Consider the following 20,231-nt stretch of genomic DNA (forward strand, 5'->3'; position numbering starts at 1 on the left):
CTGTTAAAACGAAGGCGACATTGCTTATGCTATTTATCTTCACCCCTACCCCCTGCCAATTCATCTTGTAGGGGATCGACTAAAGATAAGAAAGCAAACTCAATCCTTCCCTTAACACCAGATGAATGCACAGACTCTCGTGACAATGCTATCGACTCCATAATAACAAAATCAGAATATCCCATTACCCACCTTACAAAAGTGCCCACAGATAAAAATTCGCCCTCAAGTTCAATCACCAAACGATGACTATTATCACTGGCTTGCCATTGCCAATGAGTCAATAGCACCGAGGGTTCACTCAATAGTGACTCACTTAATGGCGAATGGCTTAATCGTGACGATATATGATTGAAAACATCTACTTTTGATAATGCTGTTGGTGGTTCAAGCACTTGCTGTTGATAGAGAAGCTGATGATTTTGTTGTGTAATACTTAGCTCTTCTAGCTTATTTAAGTAGGCTATATGCGTAGTGTGCTGCAAGGTCAGTTGCTGGGTTAGATCCTCTTGTTGAGGATTTAGAGTTTCGCTCCATATAAACCAGGCAGTCAATACGCTCACGCTGGCAAGTGCAAAACCTACGCTATACACCCATAATTTTGAGAAATCTAATAGGCGATTCCAATCAAAAAACAGCAACCAACTCATAAGACTTCGCTTACTAACTGTAACGACACCAAAAATAAGCTACTTCCGCTACTATTTATTCCATCAGACCTCATCGCTTTATTAGGCAGCAATTGTTCAATCTGTAGTTTTGTCACCTGCGGAGAATTTGAAAGCTCATCCATAAACGGTCTCAGTTGATGGAGTTCATTGACTATCCCTTTAATCTCGCACTGCGCAAGCTGACAATGAAGAGATAACAGATGAATACCGCTCATTCGGGGCTTATGCGGCAAAATATCGAAGGGGAGAGGTAATTGACGCTGTGCTTGATAGTATCGAGTGAGAGCTAATCTATCTTGCCAAATTTGCTGCTTCTTTTTAGACAATAAAGCATCCGCATAAGCTTGCTGCACTAAGCGAACATCAAACTCTACAGCCTGCAGTTGTCTGCGTAATTGCTGCTGCTTGTGATATTCAAATCCAAAAACAATCACTACTCCCATCACTGCCAAGGTTGGTAATAAGCTAATCCGCAGTGCGAAAATTTGTTTTTTTCTACGAGCAATATCTTCTCGCCATGGCAGTAGATTGATCATTAAATACTCTCACTCCAGTACATTGCGCCTAACGCGCAAGCCAATGCAGGATAGAGAGATGAAAATGAACCATTGTGTTCAACGGGCATAAGCGAGCGAGCATCAATAAATGAAATGCCTTTCACAGCACGGGTTTGGTTTTTAAACAGCGCAATATTCGCCTCGTCACCATATAGCAGCATTGAGGTTATATCCGCTAAACACAAAGCCTGAATCTGCTGGGCAAGATTGTTAGAATCTAACTCAAATGACGCTGACTCAAGGCGAGCATTACAAGAAACCACCAAGATACGTTTTTGACTAATATCCACAAAGTAATGAGCCGTAAGATTGGCTTTTGTCAGAAGCTCTTGGCTTAAAATATAAAGGTCGGTTAGCATCCAACCGACCACATCAATATTGATTCCGTTATTACTTAACTGAGTATTTAATGTGTCCTGTTTACACAGAAAAAGATTCACCTCATCTTCTGAGTCTTCATTAATTTGCCGCTTATAATCATAAGCAAGTTTCGTTTGCCCTAATACTTGAGAAACCTGCTCTTGTATATAAGAGGACTCTTCTTCTATTGATAACGACGAATTTATAACAGAACTTTTACTTAACACCTCTTCAAATCCAAGGCTCATTGCGACACAATTCCGCCATTTTGGTAAATGCTTATTTAATTGCGTACTGATAAACCGCCAATCATTTCCATTGGGTAGTGAATAGGTTAGGCAACGCTGCAAATTCCAACTGGTTTTGCTACTTTTTAGCACAACACAGATAAGCGTATTGTGAAAAATCGCTATTCCAGAAAATGTTGAATAAAGCATACAAATCCCTGTTAAGTACGGTAAAGTTCAAAAATATAGGTAGCTTGGTAAAAAAGCAGTTACACTAAGTTATTGTTTACGCTCGTTGTTAATCTGAGCAAATTTCAATCTTTCAAAAACAAGGAAACTTGGGTGAAGTTCATAAAAATTACATTAGTCCTTGCACTGGCTTGCATAGTTCTTGGGCTAGGTACAATTTTTGGTTTTTACTATTATCTGAAGCCACAATTGCCAGATGTTGCAACGCTGAAAGATGTAGAGCTACAGACGCCGATGCAAGTGTATACACACGACGGCAAGCTGATTGCTCAATTTGGTGAAAAGCGCCGCGTCCCTTTAAAGCTCGATGATATTCCTCAGGAACTTATTGACGCCATTATCGCAACCGAAGATAGCCGCTTCTATGAGCACTACGGTTTTGACCCAATTGGTATTACTCGTGCTGCCGTTGCTGTTATATCGACAGGTTCAGCAAGCCAAGGTGCAAGTACCATCACTCAGCAGCTCGCAAGAAACTTCTTCCTCTCTAATGAGAAGAAAATCATGCGTAAGATCAAAGAGATCTTCATTGCAGTTCATATCGAGCAGCTATTAACCAAACAAGAAATTCTCGAGCTTTACCTCAATAAAATCTATCTTGGCCACCGCTCTTATGGTGTGGGTGCTGCCGCGGAAGTTTATTTTGGTGAAGATATAAAAGATCTCACCTTAGGTGAACTTGCGGTTATTGCCGGTCTTCCTAAAGCACCTTCGACTATGAACCCGATATACTCTATCGAACGTGCAACCACTCGACGTAATGTTGTATTGGGTCGAATGCTCGCAGAACACAAAATCACTCAAGCTCAGTTTGATGATGCTAGAGCTGAAGATCTCAACGGCGAAACTCATGGTTCACAGCCAGAAGTTAGAGCGCCATACGTAGCCGAAATTGCTCGTGCTTGGATGGTGAAGAAATTTGGTGAAGAAGCGGCCTATACCTCTGGTATGCGCATCTACACAACGGTTGACTCTAAACTACAAAATGCGGCAAATATTGCAGCAGTAAATAACTTAATTAACTACGATGAGCGTCATGGCTATCGTGGTGAAGAGAAAGTGGCATGGAAACCTGATGCATTGCCGCAGGATCAAAGTGAATTTACAAAGTATCTTCGTTCACAACCTAGCTACGGCGCAATGCGTCCTGCAATTGTGACTAAGATTGACGGTAAAACAGCGCAAGTATTCATTAAGACTTACGGTTATCAAACCATCGAATGGGATGGAATGAGCTGGGCTCGTCGCTTTAAAACCGACAAAACTCAAGGTCCATCACCGAAGAAAGCGTCTGATATTTTAGAAGTAGGACAGCAAGTTTGGGTACGTCCAACAGACGTGGCTCGTATTCTGACACCGCAATCTGATGTGGTTGCTGAAGCAAACCAAGAAGATGAAACTGCACCAGAAGTCACTCCTATTGTTTGGCGCCTAAGTCAAATACCAAGTGCAAACACTGCAATGGTATCGATAGAGCCAACATCTGGACGAATTACCTCACTGGTCGGTGGCTTTAACTTTGTGCACAACAAATTTAACCGTGCAACACAGTCATTGCGTCAAGTAGGTTCAAGTATTAAGCCTTTCATCTACTCAGCAGCAATTGATGACGGTATGACACTGGCAAGCTTGATTAACGATGCACCAATCAACCAATGGGATGAAAGTGCAGGTACCGCGTGGAGACCTAAAAACTCACCACCAACTTACTTAGGTCCAACACGTCTGCGTATTGGCCTTGCTCAATCGAAGAACGTAATGGCAGTTCGTGTACTACGTGCGGTTGGTTTAGACAAAACTCGTGATTACTTAACTCGCTTTGGTTTTGCTAAAGAACATACCCCACGCTCTGAGACTATAGCTCTTGGTGCTGGCAGTTTAACACCGGTACAAATGGCTCAAGGCTACTCGGTATTTGCTAACGGTGGTTACTATGTGGAACCTTTCTATATTGAACGTGTAGAAAACCCATACGGTGAAGTGCGCTTCCAAGCTAACCCAACGGTTATCTGTAAGCATCACTGTGATAATCATTTAGTCACTGATGTCACCGCTCACGCACAGAACCAAGAAGTGGCACTGACTGAGTTAACTAATGAGAAAGGCGAAAGTATTGCTCATCAAGATGCGCAGCCAAGATACGCACCTCGCGTTGTAACTCCACAAACGGCATTCTTAGTTCGTGAGCTAATGTATAGCAATATTTGGGGTGGCGGTACTTGGTCTAAAGGCACCGGTTGGAATGGCACTGGCTTCCGAGCTCAGACATTACACCGTCGTGATATTGGCGGTAAAACCGGAACCACTAACTCATCAAAAGATGCATGGTACAGTGGCTTTGGACCAAACGTTGTTGCGGTAACTTGGGTTGGATTTGATAATCACAATCGAAACCTAGGTCGCACGGCTAAAAATACAAATCTAGGAAAGAAACAAGCATCAGGTGGTGAAGCCGGAGCGAAAACGGCGCAACCCGCTTGGATTGATTTCATGCGTGTTGCACTGGCAGATACACCTGCTCAACACAAAAAAGTGCCACGAAAAATCATCCAAGCACGTATCGACCGCTCTTCGGGTCTTTTGACTCAAAAAGCAGACGAAACATCTCGCTTTGAATACTTCCTACAAGGAACAGCACCAACAGAATATGAACCAGATAACACCAGCAATGGTTTTTACGGTGACGATATATTCTCTAGTGATACATCCGATGATGATGGAGAAGATAGCGGAAGCTTGTTCTGATCCGATGCATAGTTGGGCGTAAATAACCCAGCATTGATAAAGAAAGACCCAGCCAATTGGCTGGGTCTTTTTAGTTTAAACAATCGGCAATATATTTAGATAATGCTTCAAATCTAGGTTTGAACGGTGAACCGGGGCGATAAGCTAAAACTAATTTTCGACAAGGTAACGGGTTTTCAGCTTTAAGGTAATGAACCCCATCTTTAGCGTTTTCTTTTGGTACAGCTAATTCTGGTAGCAATGTAATGCCAGCACCGGCTGCAACCATATTCCTTAGTGTTTCTAAACTGGTCGCCTTAAAACGCAGATCATCCACTGCCCCAACAGCAAAACAATAACCCAAAGCTTGATCTCGCAGGCAATGACCATCCCCTAAAGAAAGCACTGTATTACCATTGAGCTCTTGCATATCAATATGTGAACGCTGGCTCCAAGGGTGATTATCTGGAACTGCTAGCATCAATGGTTCTTCATAGATTTCTAGCTCTTTAAACTGCTCTGTTTCTTCCACTGCCGCTAGGATAATACAATCTAACTTACCCTCTTCTAATTGCGCTACCAGTTGATGAGTTTGAGCTTCATAAAGAAACATTTCCAGATCGGGAAAGTCTTGTTTAATCTTAGGCACAATAAGCGGCATTAAATAAGGCCCCACAGTCGGTATAAAACCAATGTGTATTGGGCCTTGCATTGAATCGCCTTGAGCGCTGGCCATTTCAGTAAATTGCTTCACTTCAGCAAGAATCATCTTAGCCTGTTCCACCAGCAAAAGACCAGAATCCGTAAATAACACCTTACGGCTGCTTCTTTCCAGTAGTGTTGTTCCTAACTCATCTTCCAGCTTACGAATTTGACCACTTAACGTTGGCTGGCTAACAAAGCATGCTTCAGCAGCTTTTCGAAAGTGCTTATGCTCAGCTAAAGATACTAAATATTCAAAATCTCTAATGTTCATACATTAATCTCAATAAGATTTACCTATTAAAACAATATCACCGAACGCTCATGCCTATCAAAAAGATTTATTTCTCAGCGGCAATAACAGAAATCTCAACCAATAATGCATCTCTTGCCATATCAGCAGTAACGCACGCTCTTGCTGGAGCATAACCTTCTGGTACCCATGCATCCCAAACCGCATTCATCTGTTGAAAATACTGCATGTCTTTTAGATAAATGGTTGCCGAAAGCATATTTTCTTTATCACTTCCCGCTTCAAGTAGAAGTTGCTCAACTTTATCTAACATTGTTTGAGTTTGCTCAGTGATGCCTTGAGTTGCATCAGCGCAAACCTGACCACATAGATAAATAGTACCGTTGTGCTTAACAATACGGCTCATTCGTTGTTTTGTTTGCTGACGTTCGATCATGTGATTATTTCCCCTTTAAAATACACGCGCATTGTAAAGAAGTTACTGCCTGCGGGGATAGGAGGTTAATGTAAAATTGTCGGCTGGATCGAAAGAGTAAAAAACAAAAAGCCCCTGAACAGATTTGCTCAAGGGCTATCTTAGAAATTGTCTAAGAAAAGCAGTGGTACAAATATAGACCCTGCATTTTCAAACTAGTTCCTAGTCTAAAAAGATTTAATTTGTCTGTTACGCGACATTCACTTTCAATATCACTTGTTCATTCAAATTAAGCTCTAGAGCAACCTCATCACACGCATGTTGACGCGGACATTGCTCACAATCTTTTAGTACTTTTTCAGGCAGTAGCATCTTAGATGTTGGAATAAAGCTGTGCTTCATAAAGAACTCAGGAGTACGAGTTAATACAAACACTTTCTTAATCGCCATTTGACGCGCACGTTCCACTAAATGCTGTACAACTGCTGTACCCTGCCCTTGTCCCTGCCAACCGGCTTCAACGCCAAGAGAGCGGATTTCAGCCAGTCCAGAGTCATAAACATATAGAGATGCACAACCGGTTACTTCACCAAGGTGCTCAGCAACAGCAAATGAACCGATATCACGGATAAGCTCACTGCGACTACGCGGTAAGTTTTCACCAAGACCTGCCCAGTACGCAACCATTCCCTCTAAGGTATCAATGTCCGTTAAGCGAGCGGCACGTACTTTCACGCCAGAAGTATCTCTTTGCTCTAGACGATGCTGAGCTTGATCAACTGCATAAGCCACCTGCGTAGGGCTCACGCCGCCAAGAGCTGAACGTTTTTCAAGACATGAGTCGATGGTCAATATCTCATAAACATCATGCTCAATAACCTCAGAGAACTGTTTCAGCTCTTCGATGGTTAGCTCTTCAAGGGCGCAACCTTTTTCAATTGCAGCGACTACCGCAACACCCACAATATGGTGAGCTTCACGGAATGGAATGCCTTTAGCAACTAGGTAATCAGCAAGCTCAGTAGAGTTCGCATAGCCTTGTTTGGCCGCTTCCAGAGTACGCTCGCCATTAACTTTGATACCTTCGAAACACAATCCTGCCATTTCCATGCAGTCATTCCAGGTATCTAACGCATCAAACAAGCCTTCTTTGTCTTCTTGCATGTCTTTGTTGTACGCAAGAGGCAGAGCTTTAACTGTCATCATCATGCCAGCAAGTGAACCGTATACACGACCACACTTACCACGGATAAGCTCTAATGCATCTGGGTTTTTCTTTTGTGGCATCAATGAAGAGCCAGAAGTCACGGTGTCAGCCAATTCAATGAAGTTTGATTCACCCGAGTTGTAGAAGATCATATCTTCTGCAAGGCGAGATAAATGAAGCATTGAAAGTGAAGCTATCGACATCAGCTCCATCACATGGTCACGATCAGACACTGAATCTAAACTGTTACGCGTAGCGCGGCGAAAGCCTAAAGAGTGAGCCAATTGCTCTCTATCCATAGGGTAAGCCGTACCGGCAAGTGCACCAGAACCAAGCGGACAAGTATCTAAACGCTTAATCGCATCACTCAGTCTTGAGTAGTCACGCTCTAGCATTTCAACATAAGCCAAACACCAATGAGCAAAAGTCACCGGCTGAGCACGTTGCAGGTGAGTGTAACCTGGTAGTACTGTCCCTTGATGCTGCTCTGCGACAGAAACCATTTTGGTTTGCAGCTTATCTAAAGCAATCAGTAATTGATTGCCCTGCTGACGACACCAGAGTTTAAGATCGGTTGCCACCTGATCGTTACGTGAACGACCGGTGTGCAGTTTCTTACCCAGATCGCCAACTTTACTAATTAACTGTTGCTCGACCCAAGAATGGATATCTTCAGCATCAGATTGAAGGATCAGTTCAGGATCCTCCATCACTTCAAGTTTTAATTCGTTAAGTGCCAGCTCAAGTCTCTGCTGCTCTTCTTCGGTTAAAACGTTGACCGAATGCAGAGCCTTAGACCAAGCAATTGAGCCAACAATGTCTTGCTCAGCCAATCGGTAATCAAAGCGAAGTGAATCGTTGAACTGTTTAAACCGAGTGTCTGCTGCTTGGGTAAATCTACCGCCCCATAATGCCATTGTGTTCTCCTGAAATCCTTGGTCTAGTGCTTACTGTATTCGATTTTGGTTGCTATTTCTTTAGTTCGTTCAAAGCGCGAATTCTGCTTGAAAGCGAGTACAGACGGATAAAGCCGCCCGCGTGGCTTTGATCATACACTTCATCTTCACCAAATGTAGCAAACTCTTCAGAGTAAAGGCTATTATCAGAACGCTTCTGGATAACAGTTGCTTGACCTTTGTACAGTTTAATAACCACTTCACCATTTACATCTTTTGCCAGCTCATCAGAAGCGGCAAGAATAGAGCTGCATAATGGAGTAAACCAACGACCATCGTAAACAAGATGAGAAGCTTTAATACCGAGTTCTTCACGGAACTCAAATGCTGCTTTGTCGAGTACCAATTGCTCTACTGCACGCAATGCTTCCATGATGATAGTGCCACCCGGAGTTTCATAGCAGCCACGAGACTTCATGCCAACCAGACGGTTTTCTACGATGTCGATACGACCAATACCGTGTTTAACGCCTTTTTCATTCAAGTTCACTAGCGCATTGTATGGCGTCAATTTTTCACCATCAATTTCAGTCACTTCACCGTTTTCAACTTTAATGGTTACGGTTTCAGATTGGTCAGGTGCTTGCTCAGGATCGACTGTCCATGCCCAGCAATCATCATTTGGTGCATTCCACGTTTCTTCCAGAACGCCACCTTCTGTTGAGATGTGCCAAGCATTAGCATCACGAGAGTAAATCTTAGTCAGTGATGCAGAACATGGGATGTTACGTTCAGCAAGGTAATCTAGACACTCTTCACGACTAACTAGATCCCACTCACGCCAAGGAGCGATAACATGTAGGTCTGGTGCTAGAGCTGCGAATGCACCTTCGAAACGAATTTGGTCATTACCTTTACCAGTACAACCGTGACACAACGCATCAGCGCCAACTTGACGAGCTACTTCTACTTGCGCTTTCGCAATGATAGGACGCGCCATTGAAGTACCTAGAAGATATTTACCTTCGTAGCATGCACCCGTTTTTAACGTTGGGAAGATGTAGTCTGCAACCATCTCTTCTTTAAGGTCTGCGATGTAACAAGAAGAAGCGCCTGATGCTTTTGCTTTTTCTTCGATGCCTTGCAGTTCTTCTTCGCCCTGACCTACATCAGCAACAAAAGCAACAACTTCACAGTCATAGTTTTCTTTTAGCCAAGGGATGATTACTGATGTATCTAGGCCACCTGAGTAGGCTACAACCACTTTTTTTACGTTTACTTTGCTCATAATAATTCTCCGATAAGTAGGAAAGCTGTACCAACACCATTCCTAATAAGTTCTATTTTAAAAATCTATTTGACTGTTATTCAGGCTGAAAAAGTGTGCCAACGTTTTGTCCGGCAAATAATTGTTCTAATTTTTCTGGGTATCGCCATGACGCCACTTGAATTGGTCGACCCAAATCACTCGCAGCTTGTAGGGCTGCCTGAACTTTTACGATCATTCCATCAGTAATGACTTCAGCATGAATCAGTTCATCAGCTTGTTGTTTATTAAGGCTTTCTAACAAATGCCCTTTGCCATCTAATACACCGCTGACATCCGACAACAGTGCAAGCTCTGCATCTAAAGCGCCGGCAACAGCAACAGCGGCTTGATCGGCATTCACATTCATCATCTGACCATTATCAGTTAACCCAATAGAGCTAATGATAGGCAGTGTATTGGTTGCAAGAATGCTCTGTAGTAGGCCTGCATCTCCCGGAGAAGCATGCCCAACCGCACCCAGTTCAGGATCAAGCTCTTCCACTTTACACAATCCACCGTCAGCAAGACATAAGCCAATGGTTTTTAAGCCAGACTTGATGGCTTCACCCTGTAGCATTTTATTGGCTGTACCGGCTAAAGCGCCCGTAATAACCGGAATTTGTTCTTGCGGTGTAACACGTAATCCATCTTTTTTAGTGGAAACCATGTTCAAGTTATTTAGTAGCTCATCCACCAAATAACCTCCGCCATGAACCACAACAATCGCGCGTTGAGATTGCTGAGATACTTGTTCAATCGCTTTAAATAACTTAGATAGAGTTTCACTACACTCCAGTGCAGCTCCGCCTAATTTGATCACCAATGGTAATGTGCTCATAAATGTCTTCCTATACTGCGACTAAAACAACGCTGTTGTTTCTGGGAATTGATTACGAATGTTTAAACACTGCATTGCTTGCGATGAAGCACCTTTTAAAAGATTATCTATCGCTGAAACAACAATTAAATGTTGCCCCTGTACGCTCCAGCCAATATCACAAAATGGCGTCTGTTCTACATCTTGAATTTTTGGCATCACTTGGTGCTTCAATCTGACTAACTGCGCTTCGCTATACGCTGACTCAAAAGCTTCATTCACTTGCTCAGCCGTTACATTCTCTGCCAGCTTAATAGTGATTGTGGCCAAGATGCCGCGCTTAAAATTACCAAGGTGCGGAGTAAAAATAACCTCCCGCCCTAAGTGACTGGCAATCTCCGGCTGATGACGGTGAGTAAAGACACCGTAAGCCTGTAAACTCACTTCGCAAAAGCTATTGGTTTTGCTTGCTTTGATACCTGCGCCAGACACACCGCTCACTGCGTTAATGACTGGCCATTGCTGACTATCAACCAAACCCGCTTCTAATGCTGGCTTGATGGCCAGTTGCGATGCTGTTGGGTAGCAACCCGCTACCGCAATAAGATCCGTTTCAGCAATTTCTTTTTTGTTCCACTCAGCTAGGCCATAAACGGCTTTATCTAGCTCAGCTAAATGCTTATGTTCAAATCCGTAGTACTGAGGGTAAAAACCATCACTTTGAACTCGGTAAGCCCCTGATAAATCAAAAACCTGACAACCTTGCTTTAAAAACTCAGGAGCTAGGTCATGGCTAACTTCGTGAGCCGTCGCGAGAAAAACTATATCGACTGATTTTGCTACCGCGGTAACGTCTTGTAACGGAAGCAGTGGTAAGTCAATTTGTCCAAGTAATTTACCGTGCAACTGACTGATAGGCTTATTTGCATCTAAGCTATTGGCTGACACATACAAACCTGATAGCGTGAGCTTAGGGTGTTTTGACACCATACTTGCAAGCTCAGCACCGGTATAACCGCTAGCTCCAATAATCGCTACTTTTAGTTGTCTTTCGTTAATCATCAGCCGACTCTGTATTCATGTGATTATAAATGTAATGAATTCGCTATATTTTGCTTTTTTATTCATTTTTTATGACTTAGTATGTGTTTTAACCTTTCATTAGTTATCTGTCAATAGTGGATGCAAAGATAATATGCCAATACCTAAATTTGTTGATATATACCAAGGTTTAATCAGCACTTCGTCTATTAGTTCTTCCGATCTCAAGTGGGACGAAGGAAACGCTCAAGTTATCGCAAAGCTTGCAACTTGGTTTGAAGATCTGGGTTTTTCAGTTACGACTGAAGAAGTCGAGCCCGGCAAAGTAAACTTAATGGCCCAACTAGGCAGTGGCGAAGGTGGGTTATTGCTCGCAGGTCACTCAGACACCGTACCTTTTGATCAGGGACGCTGGAATTTTGATCCTCATCAGCTGACTTTGGCTGATAATCGATATTACGGATTAGGTACTGCTGATATGAAGGGCTTCTTCGCCTTTATCTTAGATGCAGTACAGCAAATGCAAGCCAGTGGTACAGATTGGAGTAAACAAACTAAACCTTTGTATATTCTGGCAACCTGTGATGAAGAAACGACCATGCTTGGTGCAAGGCACTTCACCGAAAGCGCACCTTTTAAGCCTGACTATTGCATCATAGGTGAGCCGACTGAGCTTGTGCCTGTACGTGGTCATAAAGGTCATATGGCTAACTCCATACGCGTCACAGGACGTTCTGGTCATTCATCTGATCCTGCGCTAGGCATTAATGCTATCGAGATAATGCATGAAATCATGTATCTGTTAATGCAACTTAAGCAGCGTTTAGTCAAAGACTATCATCACCCAGGATTTGCGATACCTAATCCAACCCTAAATCTAGGGCACATTCATGGCGGTGACAGTGCCAACAGAATCTGCGGCTGTTGTGAATTGCATTATGATTTGAGACCACTACCGGGGTTAAGCCTTGAAAGCTTAGATCAACTGCTTCAAGAGTATTTACGGCCTATTATGCAAAAGTGGCCAGGCAAAATAGACATTACACCTTTGCACAACCCAATTCCGGGTTATGAATGCCAAGCTGACCACCCTTTTGTGCACGAAATGCAGCACATTTGCGAAACAGAGTCTCAAACCGTCAATTACTGCACTGAAGCACCTTTCTTGCAGGAGCTATGCCCGACTCTGGTTATGGGACCAGGCTCTATCGATCAGGCCCATCAGCCAGATGAATACCTCAGCTTAGATTTTATTAACCCAACCATCGATATTCTTAAGAAATCCATAAACCATTACTGTTTTTCTAATGATTCGACAGGATTTGTGAAATAAATTTTCAACATTTGATTCACATAAACCAGCAAGTATGATTCAAATCAAATCGAACGCTGGTTTTTCAATCAAATTTATTCAAAGTTTGACTCATGCCCCTTTTCTTGGATAGATTGTTACTTAACTCAAGGACAGGTGTGTAATTTAATTACGAGGCTCAATGAAATGAATAAGAAATATTCTGCACTCACCAGTAATGTAAAAATGCTGGGTAATCTACTAGGCAGAACCATTAAAGATGCCCACGGAGAGGACATTCTCAATAAAGTTGAGACCCTTCGTAAACTATCTAAATCAGCTCGTGGCGGTAATAAAGAAGACAGAGAGACTCTCATTCATGAGATTGAGAACCTACCTGATGAGCAGTTCATCCCTGTTGCTCGTGCATTCAACCAATTTTTGAATCTGACCAATATTGCTGATCAATACCACACGATTTCTCGCAATGGCAGAGAGCAAGTTTGTGAATCTGATGCTCTGCAATCTCTATTTAGCAAATTAGAATCTAAAGAGATTTCAAACGCCGAAGCGTCTGAGGCAATTAAAAATCTCAACATTGAACTCGTTTTAACAGCACACCCAACTGAAATTACTCGTCGTACTATGATCAACAAACTAGTCAAGATAAACGATTGTTTATCTAAACTAGAGCTGAGTGACATAGGCCCTGCAGAACGCATTAAAACAGAACGTCGACTTGAGCAATTAATCGCTCAAAGCTGGCACTCAGATGTGATTCGTCAACAACGTCCAACACCACTTGATGAAGCTAAATCAGGTTTTGCTGTCGTCGAAAATTCTCTTTGGGAAGCGGTTCCAGAGTTCTTACGTGAGCTCGATGAGCGCGTTTCAACTCATCTTGATGAACGCCTACCTATTGATGCTCGCCCAGTGCACTTTTCTTCATGGATGGGTGGCGACCGAGACGGTAACCCGTTTGTAACGCATGACATCACTCAAGAAGTACTTTGGTTATCTCGTTGGAAAGCGGCTGATCTTTATCATGCTGATATTGAAGAGCTAATTACTGAGCTTTCTATGACCGCTTGTAACCAGAGCGTACGTGAATTAGCCGGTGATAGTCACGAACCTTATCGCGGCATTCTTAAACAGCTTCGTCTGCTACTTAAAAATACTCGACTAGTCATTAGTGCAAAACTTGCTGGTGAAGTCGTTCCTAATACACCTATTTTAGAGACTGCCGATCAGCTTTGGGATCCACTGCATACCATCTATACCTCTTTACACGAATGTGGAATGGGTGTTATTGCCGAAGGCTCTCTGCTAGATACACTGCGCCGCATTAAATGTTTTGGTGCGCACTTAGTTCGTTTAGATATTCGTCAAGAAAGTACTGAGCACTCCAACGCACTATCAGAAGTGACTCGTTATTTAGGTCTTGGTGACTATGACCAGTGGAATGAACAAGATAAAGTGTCATTCTTAGTTAAAGAACTCAGCTCAAATCGCCCTCTTATCCCACACCATTGGGAACCTTCTGCAAAAGTAAAAGAGATCATTGATACCTGTAAGACAGTTGCTGAGCATCCAAGAGAAGCATTTGGCTCTTACGTCATTTCGATGGCTCGTACCGCCTCTGATGTACTTGCGGTTCACCTATTATTGCGTGAAGCTGGCTGTAAATTCCGCCTAGGTGTTTGTCCACTATTTGAAACACTAGAAGATTTAAATAACTCAGAAACTGTTATGCAGCAGCTATTTAATATCGACTGGTACCGTGGATTTATCCAAGGTGAGCAGATGGTAATGATTGGCTACTCTGACTCAGCAAAAGATGCTGGTGTTATGTCAGCTGGTTGGGCGCAGTATGATGCAATGGATAAACTGGTTAAGGTATGTGAAGCACAAAGCATCGACCTAACGTTATTCCATGGTCGTGGCGGTACTATCGGTCGTGGTGGCGCTCCAGCACACGCAGCTTTATTATCTCAACCACCAAAAAGCTTGCAAGGTGGTCTGCGTGTAACTGAACAAGGCGAAATGATTCGCTTTAAACTGGGTCTACCTCAAGTTGCAGTAAACAGTCTTAACATGTACGCGAGTGCAATATTAGAAGCAAACCTTCTTCCGCCTCCAGAGCCTAAACAAGACTGGCGCGACCTAATGGAAGTGCTATCTCAAGTATCATGTGAGTCTTACCGTAATGTTGTACGTGGCGAAGATGATTTTGTTGCTTACTTTAGAGCGGCGACACCAGAACTTGAACTTGGCAAACTGCCATTAGGTTCTCGTCCATCAAAACGAAACCCTAAAGGTGGCGTTGAGAGCCTACGTGCAATTCCTTGGATTTTCTCATGGAGCCAAAACCGCCTAGTGTTACCGGCATGGCTTGGGGCTGGTGAAGCAATTCAGTACTCCATCGATCAAGGACACTTAACGCTACTAGAAGAAATGTGTCGTGAATGGCCATTCTTCTCTACCCGCTTAGGTATGCTAGAAATGGTTTACTACAAATGCAGCATGGAAATTTCCAAACTGTATGATGAGAAGCTAACCGACCCATCTCTATGGCGCTTAGGTGAAAACCTACGTGAGCAATTACAAAAAGATATTCAAGCTGTATTAAAAGTTGAAAACAACGAAAACTTAATGCAAAGCGACCCTTGGGGGCTTGAGTCTATTCGTTTACGCAACATCTACGTTGATCCATTGAATATGCTTCAAGTAGAGCTTCTTAAACGTACCAGACAGACAGAAGAGAATAACCCGGAACTGGAAGAAGCTCTGATGATTACCATCGCTGGTATCGCTGCGGGTATGCGTAATACAGGCTAAGTTCAAGACTGTTTATTTAAAATAGTTATTTAGAAGCTAGTCATTATTTAAGCCTCAATTCTTTGAATTGGGGCTTTTCTTATTCTTAATAGAAATAAACAAAGCTCGCCTGAGCCCATAACAAACCTTATCTAAATCCATTTCTTTACATTATCTTATCTGCAACAAACGACCATTGATTATTATCTAACCGCTTGAGATTGCTGGGATTTTATTTAATTATTGAGCTTTAGCATCCGTTTTTTAATACAACAAATGCATAGGATTTTTTAGTTTATGATCCAGTTGGCAATATGAGACAAAAAGCTGTAAACCTGTTTTTGTAATACTTATTTTGCGTTAATCTAACGGCCAAAAATGATAGTAAACTGTTAGCTTATAGATAGGGCATCTTGGGTTTCATTATTCAAAAAAGAGACGCAATATCCCCTACTTATTAAACATAATAATATTAATCATTTTCAGGTGATAATGGCTTAAAAGGTAATACATGCACTCTCGAAATTCCTGAGTGGATCGCACTTTTCAATCATGACCAATAGAGTCTGAAGAGTGCGTTGTTTTTTATATGCAGTATATTTGGAAGAACAACATGTCATTACCACACGTTATATTGACCGTACTAAGCACAAAAGATGCTACCGGTTACGACATTACAAAAGAATTTTCCTATAGCATTGGCTATTTTTGGAAAGCAAGCCACCAGCAAGTTTATCGTGAACTGAACAAACTTGCTGAAAATGGATTGGTGACTTGTCAGTTATTTCCTCAATCAGGAAAGCCAGATAAGAAAATTTACTCAATTACAGAGAACGGCCGTGAGGCACTGTCTAAATGGTTTGAACAACCAATCTCACACCCAACAGTGAGAGATGAATTTGCAGCTAAGCTTTACGCATGTGAAGTACAACCTGCTGAAGGTTTTTCTGACCAATTACAACTTGCACTTAACGATTCACGTAAGCTAGTTCAGTATTACAAAGAAATCGAAGGTACTCACTATTCAGATACTCGTATCTTGAGCCACAAAGAAAAGATTGAACGACTAACTTTACGTCGTAATCTTCTTACTCGTGAAGCTTGGAATGAGTGGGCTGAAGAAGTGTTAGGCGAGATTGCTTAATCAAAAAACAAAAGGACCTAGCTGTTTATGCTCTAGGTCCTTTGTTTTTATCAACTTATTATCAATGATTTAAATTGCCACTGCCTGAGGACGCACTCCTAACGTATGACACAAGGCATACGTCATTTCTGCACGGTTAAGTGTGTAAAAATGAAAATCCTTTACCCCTTCACGGCTTAAAGTACGCACCATATCAATCGCCTGACTTGCTCCTACTAACTGACGAGTCGTCGGATCATCATCCAAACCTTCAAACTGTTTTGCCATCCATCCGGGCACTTTCACATGATTCATTGCAGCAAAGCGAGAGGCTTGCTTAAAGTTTGAAACGGGTAAAATACCTGGGATAATCTCAACATCAATCCCTGTTGCCGCACAGCGGTCTCTAAATCGAAGATAGCTTTCTACATCAAAGAAAAACTGAGTAATGGCACGGTTTGCACCAGCATCCACTTTACGCTTTAAATTAAGTAAGTCGGATTGAGCACTTTTCGCTTCAGGATGAACTTCAGGGAAAGCGGCAACAGAAATATCAAAGTCGTGACGAGATTTTAGTAGCTCAACCAAATCAGACGCATACATTTCTGGCTGGCCACCATTTGGCGGAATATCACCACGCAGAGCAACGATGCTTTTAATGCCATTTCTCCAGTAATCTTCTGCAATATTAAACAGTTCATCACGAGAAGCATCAATACAGGTTAAGTGTGGCGCTGCAATGAGGTTGGTTTGGCTTTTGATTTCTTTAATAATAGAGTGAGTGCGATCGCGTTCACCAGAGTTAGCGCCATAAGTAACGGAAACAAACTTAGGCTGTAGCGTTTTTAAACGGTGTACAGAGTTCCAAAGTGTCTCCTCCATTTTTTCACTACTTGGAGGGAAGAACTCGAACGAAACATTGATGTTATCTGAAAGCTCAGCAATATTTTGATTCAATGCATCAATGTGCCCAGCGTGTGTATATCCCATTACTCTTCTCCCTGTGCCTTAGCACAATCACATAATCACGAACGTTTAGACGTCTGTATGTCTAGATAATGTAAATTTATGAGAGTGATGTCAACAAAAATCAGTACAAAGTTTGAGTCTTTTTAAGATAAGAAGTATCCAACATCCCGCGATGCCGGATACTTAACTAAGATTATAGTAGGCTAGATAAGCGGTTTAGGTCTGATTGGAGGGCTCCGGCAGTTACTTCACGCCCAGCACCGGGACCTCGAATAACTAAAGGATTATCTTTGTACCATTTGCTCTCTATTGCAAAAATATTGTCACATGGCAATAGGTTAGCAAGTGAATGATGCACAGAAAGCGCCTCTACACCCACTGTCGCTGTACCTTCTTTAGAAAGTCGAGCTACGTAGCGTAAAACCTTCCCTTCCCCTTTAGCTTTCGCTAGACGCTCTGCTAAGGCTTCGTTCAAAACGCTTGCTTGAGAAAAGAACTCATCTACAGACAAATCTAAAAGGCTATCAGGTACTAGAGATTCGACCTTAACCCCTTCAGGCTCAAGATCTAGCCCTGATTCACGCGCTAAAATGACTAACTTACGCATAACGTCAGTACCATCTAAATCCGCTCTTGGATCTGGCTCGGTAAGCCCTTGCTGCCATGCAAGATCAACCAATTCACTAAATGGCATAGAGCCATCATACTGCTGGAATAACCAAGATAACGTGCCGGAAAAAATGCCTGATAATGCCACTATTTCATCGCCACTCTCGCGCAAGTCTCTCACAGTATGGTTAACCGGAAGCCCTGCGCCAACAGTCGCGTTATATAACCAATGACGACCCGTTTTAGCAAAGACATCTTGTACTTGATGATAGTATTCACTAGGAGCCGAACCGGCTAATTTATTAGCAGATATAAGGTGCATGCCATGCTCGGCAAACTCTAAATAACGGTCAGATACCGCTTGGCTTGCCGTAACATCTAAAATAATAATCTCATCAAAGCGTGATTGTTTTCTTACCAGAGACAACCAATCTTCTTCTGCGGTAATCGCCTGATCGGCAAAATGGGAGTTCACCAATGTCGCATCAATACCCTTCTCATCAAGCCAATAACGATTACTCGCCACTACCCCGATAAGGTCAAAGCTCATGCCTCGGCGTTTTTCGAGCTCAACTTTTTGCGTCGCAAACAATTCAAGCCAATTAGAGCCAATGTTGCCTTTGCCACAGAGAATAAGTCCAACACGCTTTTGAGCTTGAAACAGCTGATTGTGTAGTTGTTTCAGTAGCGACGGAATATCGGTACTTTTCACCACGGCAATAAGGCTAAGTTCAGACTCGGTTTCAAACATAAACTCGACAGATACCGTTTTTAATGTCTGATAAAAACCAAAGCAATGGTTAGGGTTATTAGTGACCCCAGCCCCTACTGCGGCAATTAAAGATAAACCTTCTTTAACATCAATTTTGATATCAAGCTGCGCTGATTGAATACACTCCAACGCTCCAGCTAGTAGCTCACTGGTATAAGCAAGGCGAAGACAATGATTATCTGACTGAGATTCATAAGCCAATGGAGCAAGCTGAGCCTTATTTAGCAAAGCGATAACTTGTGGCTCTAAACGTTCAAAATCATGCGACTGACCTAATGTAAGCTCAATAAGATTTACATCATCAAGTGATGTCACTATCTTAGCGCCTCGGCCAGACGCTAAAACGCGCTCTATTTTCGTTGAGCCAGATTCAGGCTGATGACTACAACGTAGTTCTAAATCCATAGCACTTTGAGCCACAGGCTGTAATGTACGACTGTGTAGTACTGGCGCAGCTAAACGAGCTAACTCACTGGCTTCATCAAGACGAAGCAATGGCAACAAGCAAGCATCTTCTACAATTCGAGGATCAGCGCTGTATACACCAGCAACATCACTCCAAATAGTCACTTTTGCTGCATCCGCTAAAGCACCGACAATTGTCGCTGAATAATCAGAGCCATTTCGACCAAGAAGAACAGTTTCGCCCTGTTCGTTCTGCGCCATAAATCCGGTAATCACTAATCGTTTCAATGGGTGCTGAGCGATAACTTGTTTCGCTAATGGCCAAGATAAGTTGCGGTCGATTTCTGGCTGAGTGCCAATTTCTGCACGCAAAAAACGACGTGAATCAATCGCTACACTTTGCATGTCTTTATGACTAAGAACAGCGGCTAGAAGTCGTGATGACCAAACCTCACCATGTCCTAATACCTCTGATTTTTGCGAGTCAGATAAAGGGCTATTTAATGCACTTAATGCGGTGAACTCAGCATTAAGTTGTGCTTGTAAGGCTTGAGCTTGTTCTGTCGGAAGCAAATCACTGATCAGTTGATTTTGATAGGCTCTTAATTCAAGCAAAATCTCATGCGCAATACGCCCATCTTTTTCCAACGCCGCTAACCAACTCAATAAGTTATTGGTTGTCGAGCCTGCAGCTGAAACAATGATCAAATCTCCAGCATTAGAATATTCAGATAAAATATTCGCAACACGCTCGAAACACTCAACAGTCGCAAGACTACTGCCACCAAACTTATGCAGTTGAGTTACGTTATTCATA

Annotated in this window: 15 protein-coding genes; 4 read left to right on the top strand and 11 right to left on the bottom strand. The window is 42.5% G+C overall.

Going from position 1 to position 20,231, the window contains the following annotated elements; translation table 11 throughout:
• Nucleotides 1-29: 29 nt before the first annotated feature.
• Genes A9260_RS11680 through A9260_RS11690 form a run of 3 tightly spaced genes read right to left on the bottom strand, consistent with a single transcriptional unit; the run spans nucleotide 30 to nucleotide 2,025 of the window.
• Entirely contained in the window at nucleotides 30-650 is a 621-nt protein-coding gene (locus tag A9260_RS11680; protein ID WP_068699169.1) for a hypothetical protein, read from the bottom strand.
• Nucleotides 647-1,207 carry a hypothetical protein gene (locus tag A9260_RS11685; protein ID WP_068699171.1) on the bottom strand — a complete coding sequence of 187 codons (561 nt, stop codon included), beginning with the start codon at nucleotides 1,205-1,207 and terminating at the stop codon, nucleotides 647-649. The genes A9260_RS11680 and A9260_RS11685 overlap by 4 nt, the downstream gene beginning before the upstream one ends.
• Nucleotides 1,207-2,025: a hypothetical protein gene (locus A9260_RS11690; RefSeq protein ID WP_156684052.1), complete on the bottom strand. Its 819-nt coding sequence runs from the start codon at nucleotides 2,023-2,025 to the stop codon at nucleotides 1,207-1,209. The genes A9260_RS11685 and A9260_RS11690 overlap by 1 nt, the downstream gene beginning before the upstream one ends.
• Nucleotides 2,026-2,157: 132 nt before the next feature.
• Between A9260_RS11690 and A9260_RS11695 the strand changes: the two genes are divergently transcribed.
• The gene (locus tag A9260_RS11695) at nucleotides 2,158-4,809 is read left to right on the top strand and encodes a penicillin-binding protein 1A (RefSeq protein WP_068699175.1); all 2,652 of its coding nucleotides are present in this window, start codon (nucleotides 2,158-2,160) and stop codon (nucleotides 4,807-4,809) included.
• A gap of 70 nt (nucleotides 4,810-4,879) precedes the next feature.
• Here the strand turns inward: A9260_RS11695 and oxyR are convergent, their stop codons facing one another.
• The 6 genes from oxyR to argC form a co-directional block, all read right to left on the bottom strand.
• Complete coding sequence (gene oxyR, locus A9260_RS11700; RefSeq protein ID WP_068699177.1) at nucleotides 4,880-5,764, bottom strand: DNA-binding transcriptional regulator OxyR; 885 nt, start codon at nucleotides 5,762-5,764, stop codon at nucleotides 4,880-4,882.
• A gap of 67 nt (nucleotides 5,765-5,831) precedes the next feature.
• A complete protein-coding gene (locus tag A9260_RS11705) occupies nucleotides 5,832-6,179 on the bottom strand; it encodes a RidA family protein (RefSeq protein ID WP_068699179.1) in 348 nt (115 codons plus the stop codon).
• 228 nt (nucleotides 6,180-6,407) lie between these two features.
• Nucleotides 6,408-8,282: an argininosuccinate lyase gene (gene argH / locus A9260_RS11710; protein WP_068699181.1), complete on the bottom strand. Its 1,875-nt coding sequence runs from the start codon at nucleotides 8,280-8,282 to the stop codon at nucleotides 6,408-6,410.
• Between the two features lie 52 nt (nucleotides 8,283-8,334).
• A complete protein-coding gene (locus tag A9260_RS11715) occupies nucleotides 8,335-9,549 on the bottom strand; it encodes an argininosuccinate synthase (RefSeq protein WP_068699183.1) in 1,215 nt (404 codons plus the stop codon).
• Nucleotides 9,550-9,625: 76 nt separating this feature from the next.
• Nucleotides 9,626-10,408 (bottom strand): acetylglutamate kinase, encoded by a 783-nt coding sequence (argB, locus tag A9260_RS11720; protein WP_068699185.1) that lies wholly within the window; start codon nucleotides 10,406-10,408, stop codon nucleotides 9,626-9,628.
• 21 nt (nucleotides 10,409-10,429) lie between these two features.
• A complete protein-coding gene (gene argC, locus A9260_RS11725; RefSeq protein WP_068699187.1) occupies nucleotides 10,430-11,449 on the bottom strand; it encodes an N-acetyl-gamma-glutamyl-phosphate reductase in 1,020 nt (339 codons plus the stop codon).
• 133 nt (nucleotides 11,450-11,582) lie between these two features.
• Here argC and argE point away from each other — a divergent pair, with 133 nt between their 5' ends.
• The 3 genes from argE to A9260_RS11740 all read left to right on the top strand — a co-directional run bounded on the left by argE (nucleotide 11,583) and on the right by A9260_RS11740 (nucleotide 16,680).
• A complete protein-coding gene (gene argE, locus A9260_RS11730; protein WP_068699189.1) occupies nucleotides 11,583-12,761 on the top strand; it encodes an acetylornithine deacetylase in 1,179 nt (392 codons plus the stop codon).
• A gap of 165 nt (nucleotides 12,762-12,926) precedes the next feature.
• On the top strand, nucleotides 12,927-15,557 hold the full coding sequence (ppc, locus tag A9260_RS11735) for a phosphoenolpyruvate carboxylase (protein WP_068699191.1): 2,631 nt from the start codon (nucleotides 12,927-12,929) through the stop codon (nucleotides 15,555-15,557).
• A 592-nt stretch (nucleotides 15,558-16,149) separates the two neighbouring features.
• Nucleotides 16,150-16,680 carry a PadR family transcriptional regulator gene (locus A9260_RS11740; RefSeq protein WP_068699193.1) on the top strand — a complete coding sequence of 177 codons (531 nt, stop codon included), beginning with the start codon at nucleotides 16,150-16,152 and terminating at the stop codon, nucleotides 16,678-16,680.
• A 69-nt stretch (nucleotides 16,681-16,749) separates the two neighbouring features.
• On the opposite strand, the gene metF is transcribed toward A9260_RS11740, so the two are convergent.
• Entirely contained in the window at nucleotides 16,750-17,649 is a 900-nt protein-coding gene (metF, locus tag A9260_RS11745) for a methylenetetrahydrofolate reductase (protein WP_068699195.1), read from the bottom strand.
• Between the two features lie 172 nt (nucleotides 17,650-17,821).
• Nucleotides 17,822-20,230, bottom strand: coding sequence for a bifunctional aspartate kinase/homoserine dehydrogenase II (locus tag A9260_RS11750; RefSeq protein ID WP_068699197.1), 2,409 nt, complete (start codon nucleotides 20,228-20,230; stop codon nucleotides 17,822-17,824).
• Nucleotide 20,231: the final 1 nt, after the last annotated feature.

This window comes from Vibrio sp. UCD-FRSSP16_30 (assembly GCF_001676025.1).
Taxonomy (GTDB): domain Bacteria; phylum Pseudomonadota; class Gammaproteobacteria; order Enterobacterales; family Vibrionaceae; genus Vibrio.

Coding starts and splice junctions, on each gene's coding strand:
- A9260_RS11750 (WP_068699197.1), bottom strand. CDS start 20,230: ATGAATAACGTAACTCAACTGCATAAGTTTGGTGGCAGTAGTCTTGCG.
- A9260_RS11685 (WP_068699171.1), bottom strand. CDS start 1,207: ATGATCAATCTACTGCCATGGCGAGAAGATATTGCTCGTAGAAAAAAA.
- A9260_RS11705 (WP_068699179.1), bottom strand. CDS start 6,179: ATGATCGAACGTCAGCAAACAAAACAACGAATGAGCCGTATTGTTAAG.
- A9260_RS11690 (WP_156684052.1), bottom strand. CDS start 2,025: ATGCTTTATTCAACATTTTCTGGAATAGCGATTTTTCACAATACGCTT.
- argB (WP_068699185.1), bottom strand. CDS start 10,408: ATGAGCACATTACCATTGGTGATCAAATTAGGCGGAGCTGCACTGGAG.
- argE (WP_068699189.1), top strand. CDS start 11,583: ATGCCAATACCTAAATTTGTTGATATATACCAAGGTTTAATCAGCACT.
- ppc (WP_068699191.1), top strand. CDS start 12,927: ATGAATAAGAAATATTCTGCACTCACCAGTAATGTAAAAATGCTGGGT.
- oxyR (WP_068699177.1), bottom strand. CDS start 5,764: ATGAACATTAGAGATTTTGAATATTTAGTATCTTTAGCTGAGCATAAG.
- metF (WP_068699195.1), bottom strand. CDS start 17,649: ATGGGATATACACACGCTGGGCACATTGATGCATTGAATCAAAATATT.
- A9260_RS11680 (WP_068699169.1), bottom strand. CDS start 650: ATGAGTTGGTTGCTGTTTTTTGATTGGAATCGCCTATTAGATTTCTCA.
- A9260_RS11740 (WP_068699193.1), top strand. CDS start 16,150: ATGTCATTACCACACGTTATATTGACCGTACTAAGCACAAAAGATGCT.
- A9260_RS11715 (WP_068699183.1), bottom strand. CDS start 9,549: ATGAGCAAAGTAAACGTAAAAAAAGTGGTTGTAGCCTACTCAGGTGGC.
- argC (WP_068699187.1), bottom strand. CDS start 11,449: ATGATTAACGAAAGACAACTAAAAGTAGCGATTATTGGAGCTAGCGGT.
- argH (WP_068699181.1), bottom strand. CDS start 8,282: ATGGCATTATGGGGCGGTAGATTTACCCAAGCAGCAGACACTCGGTTT.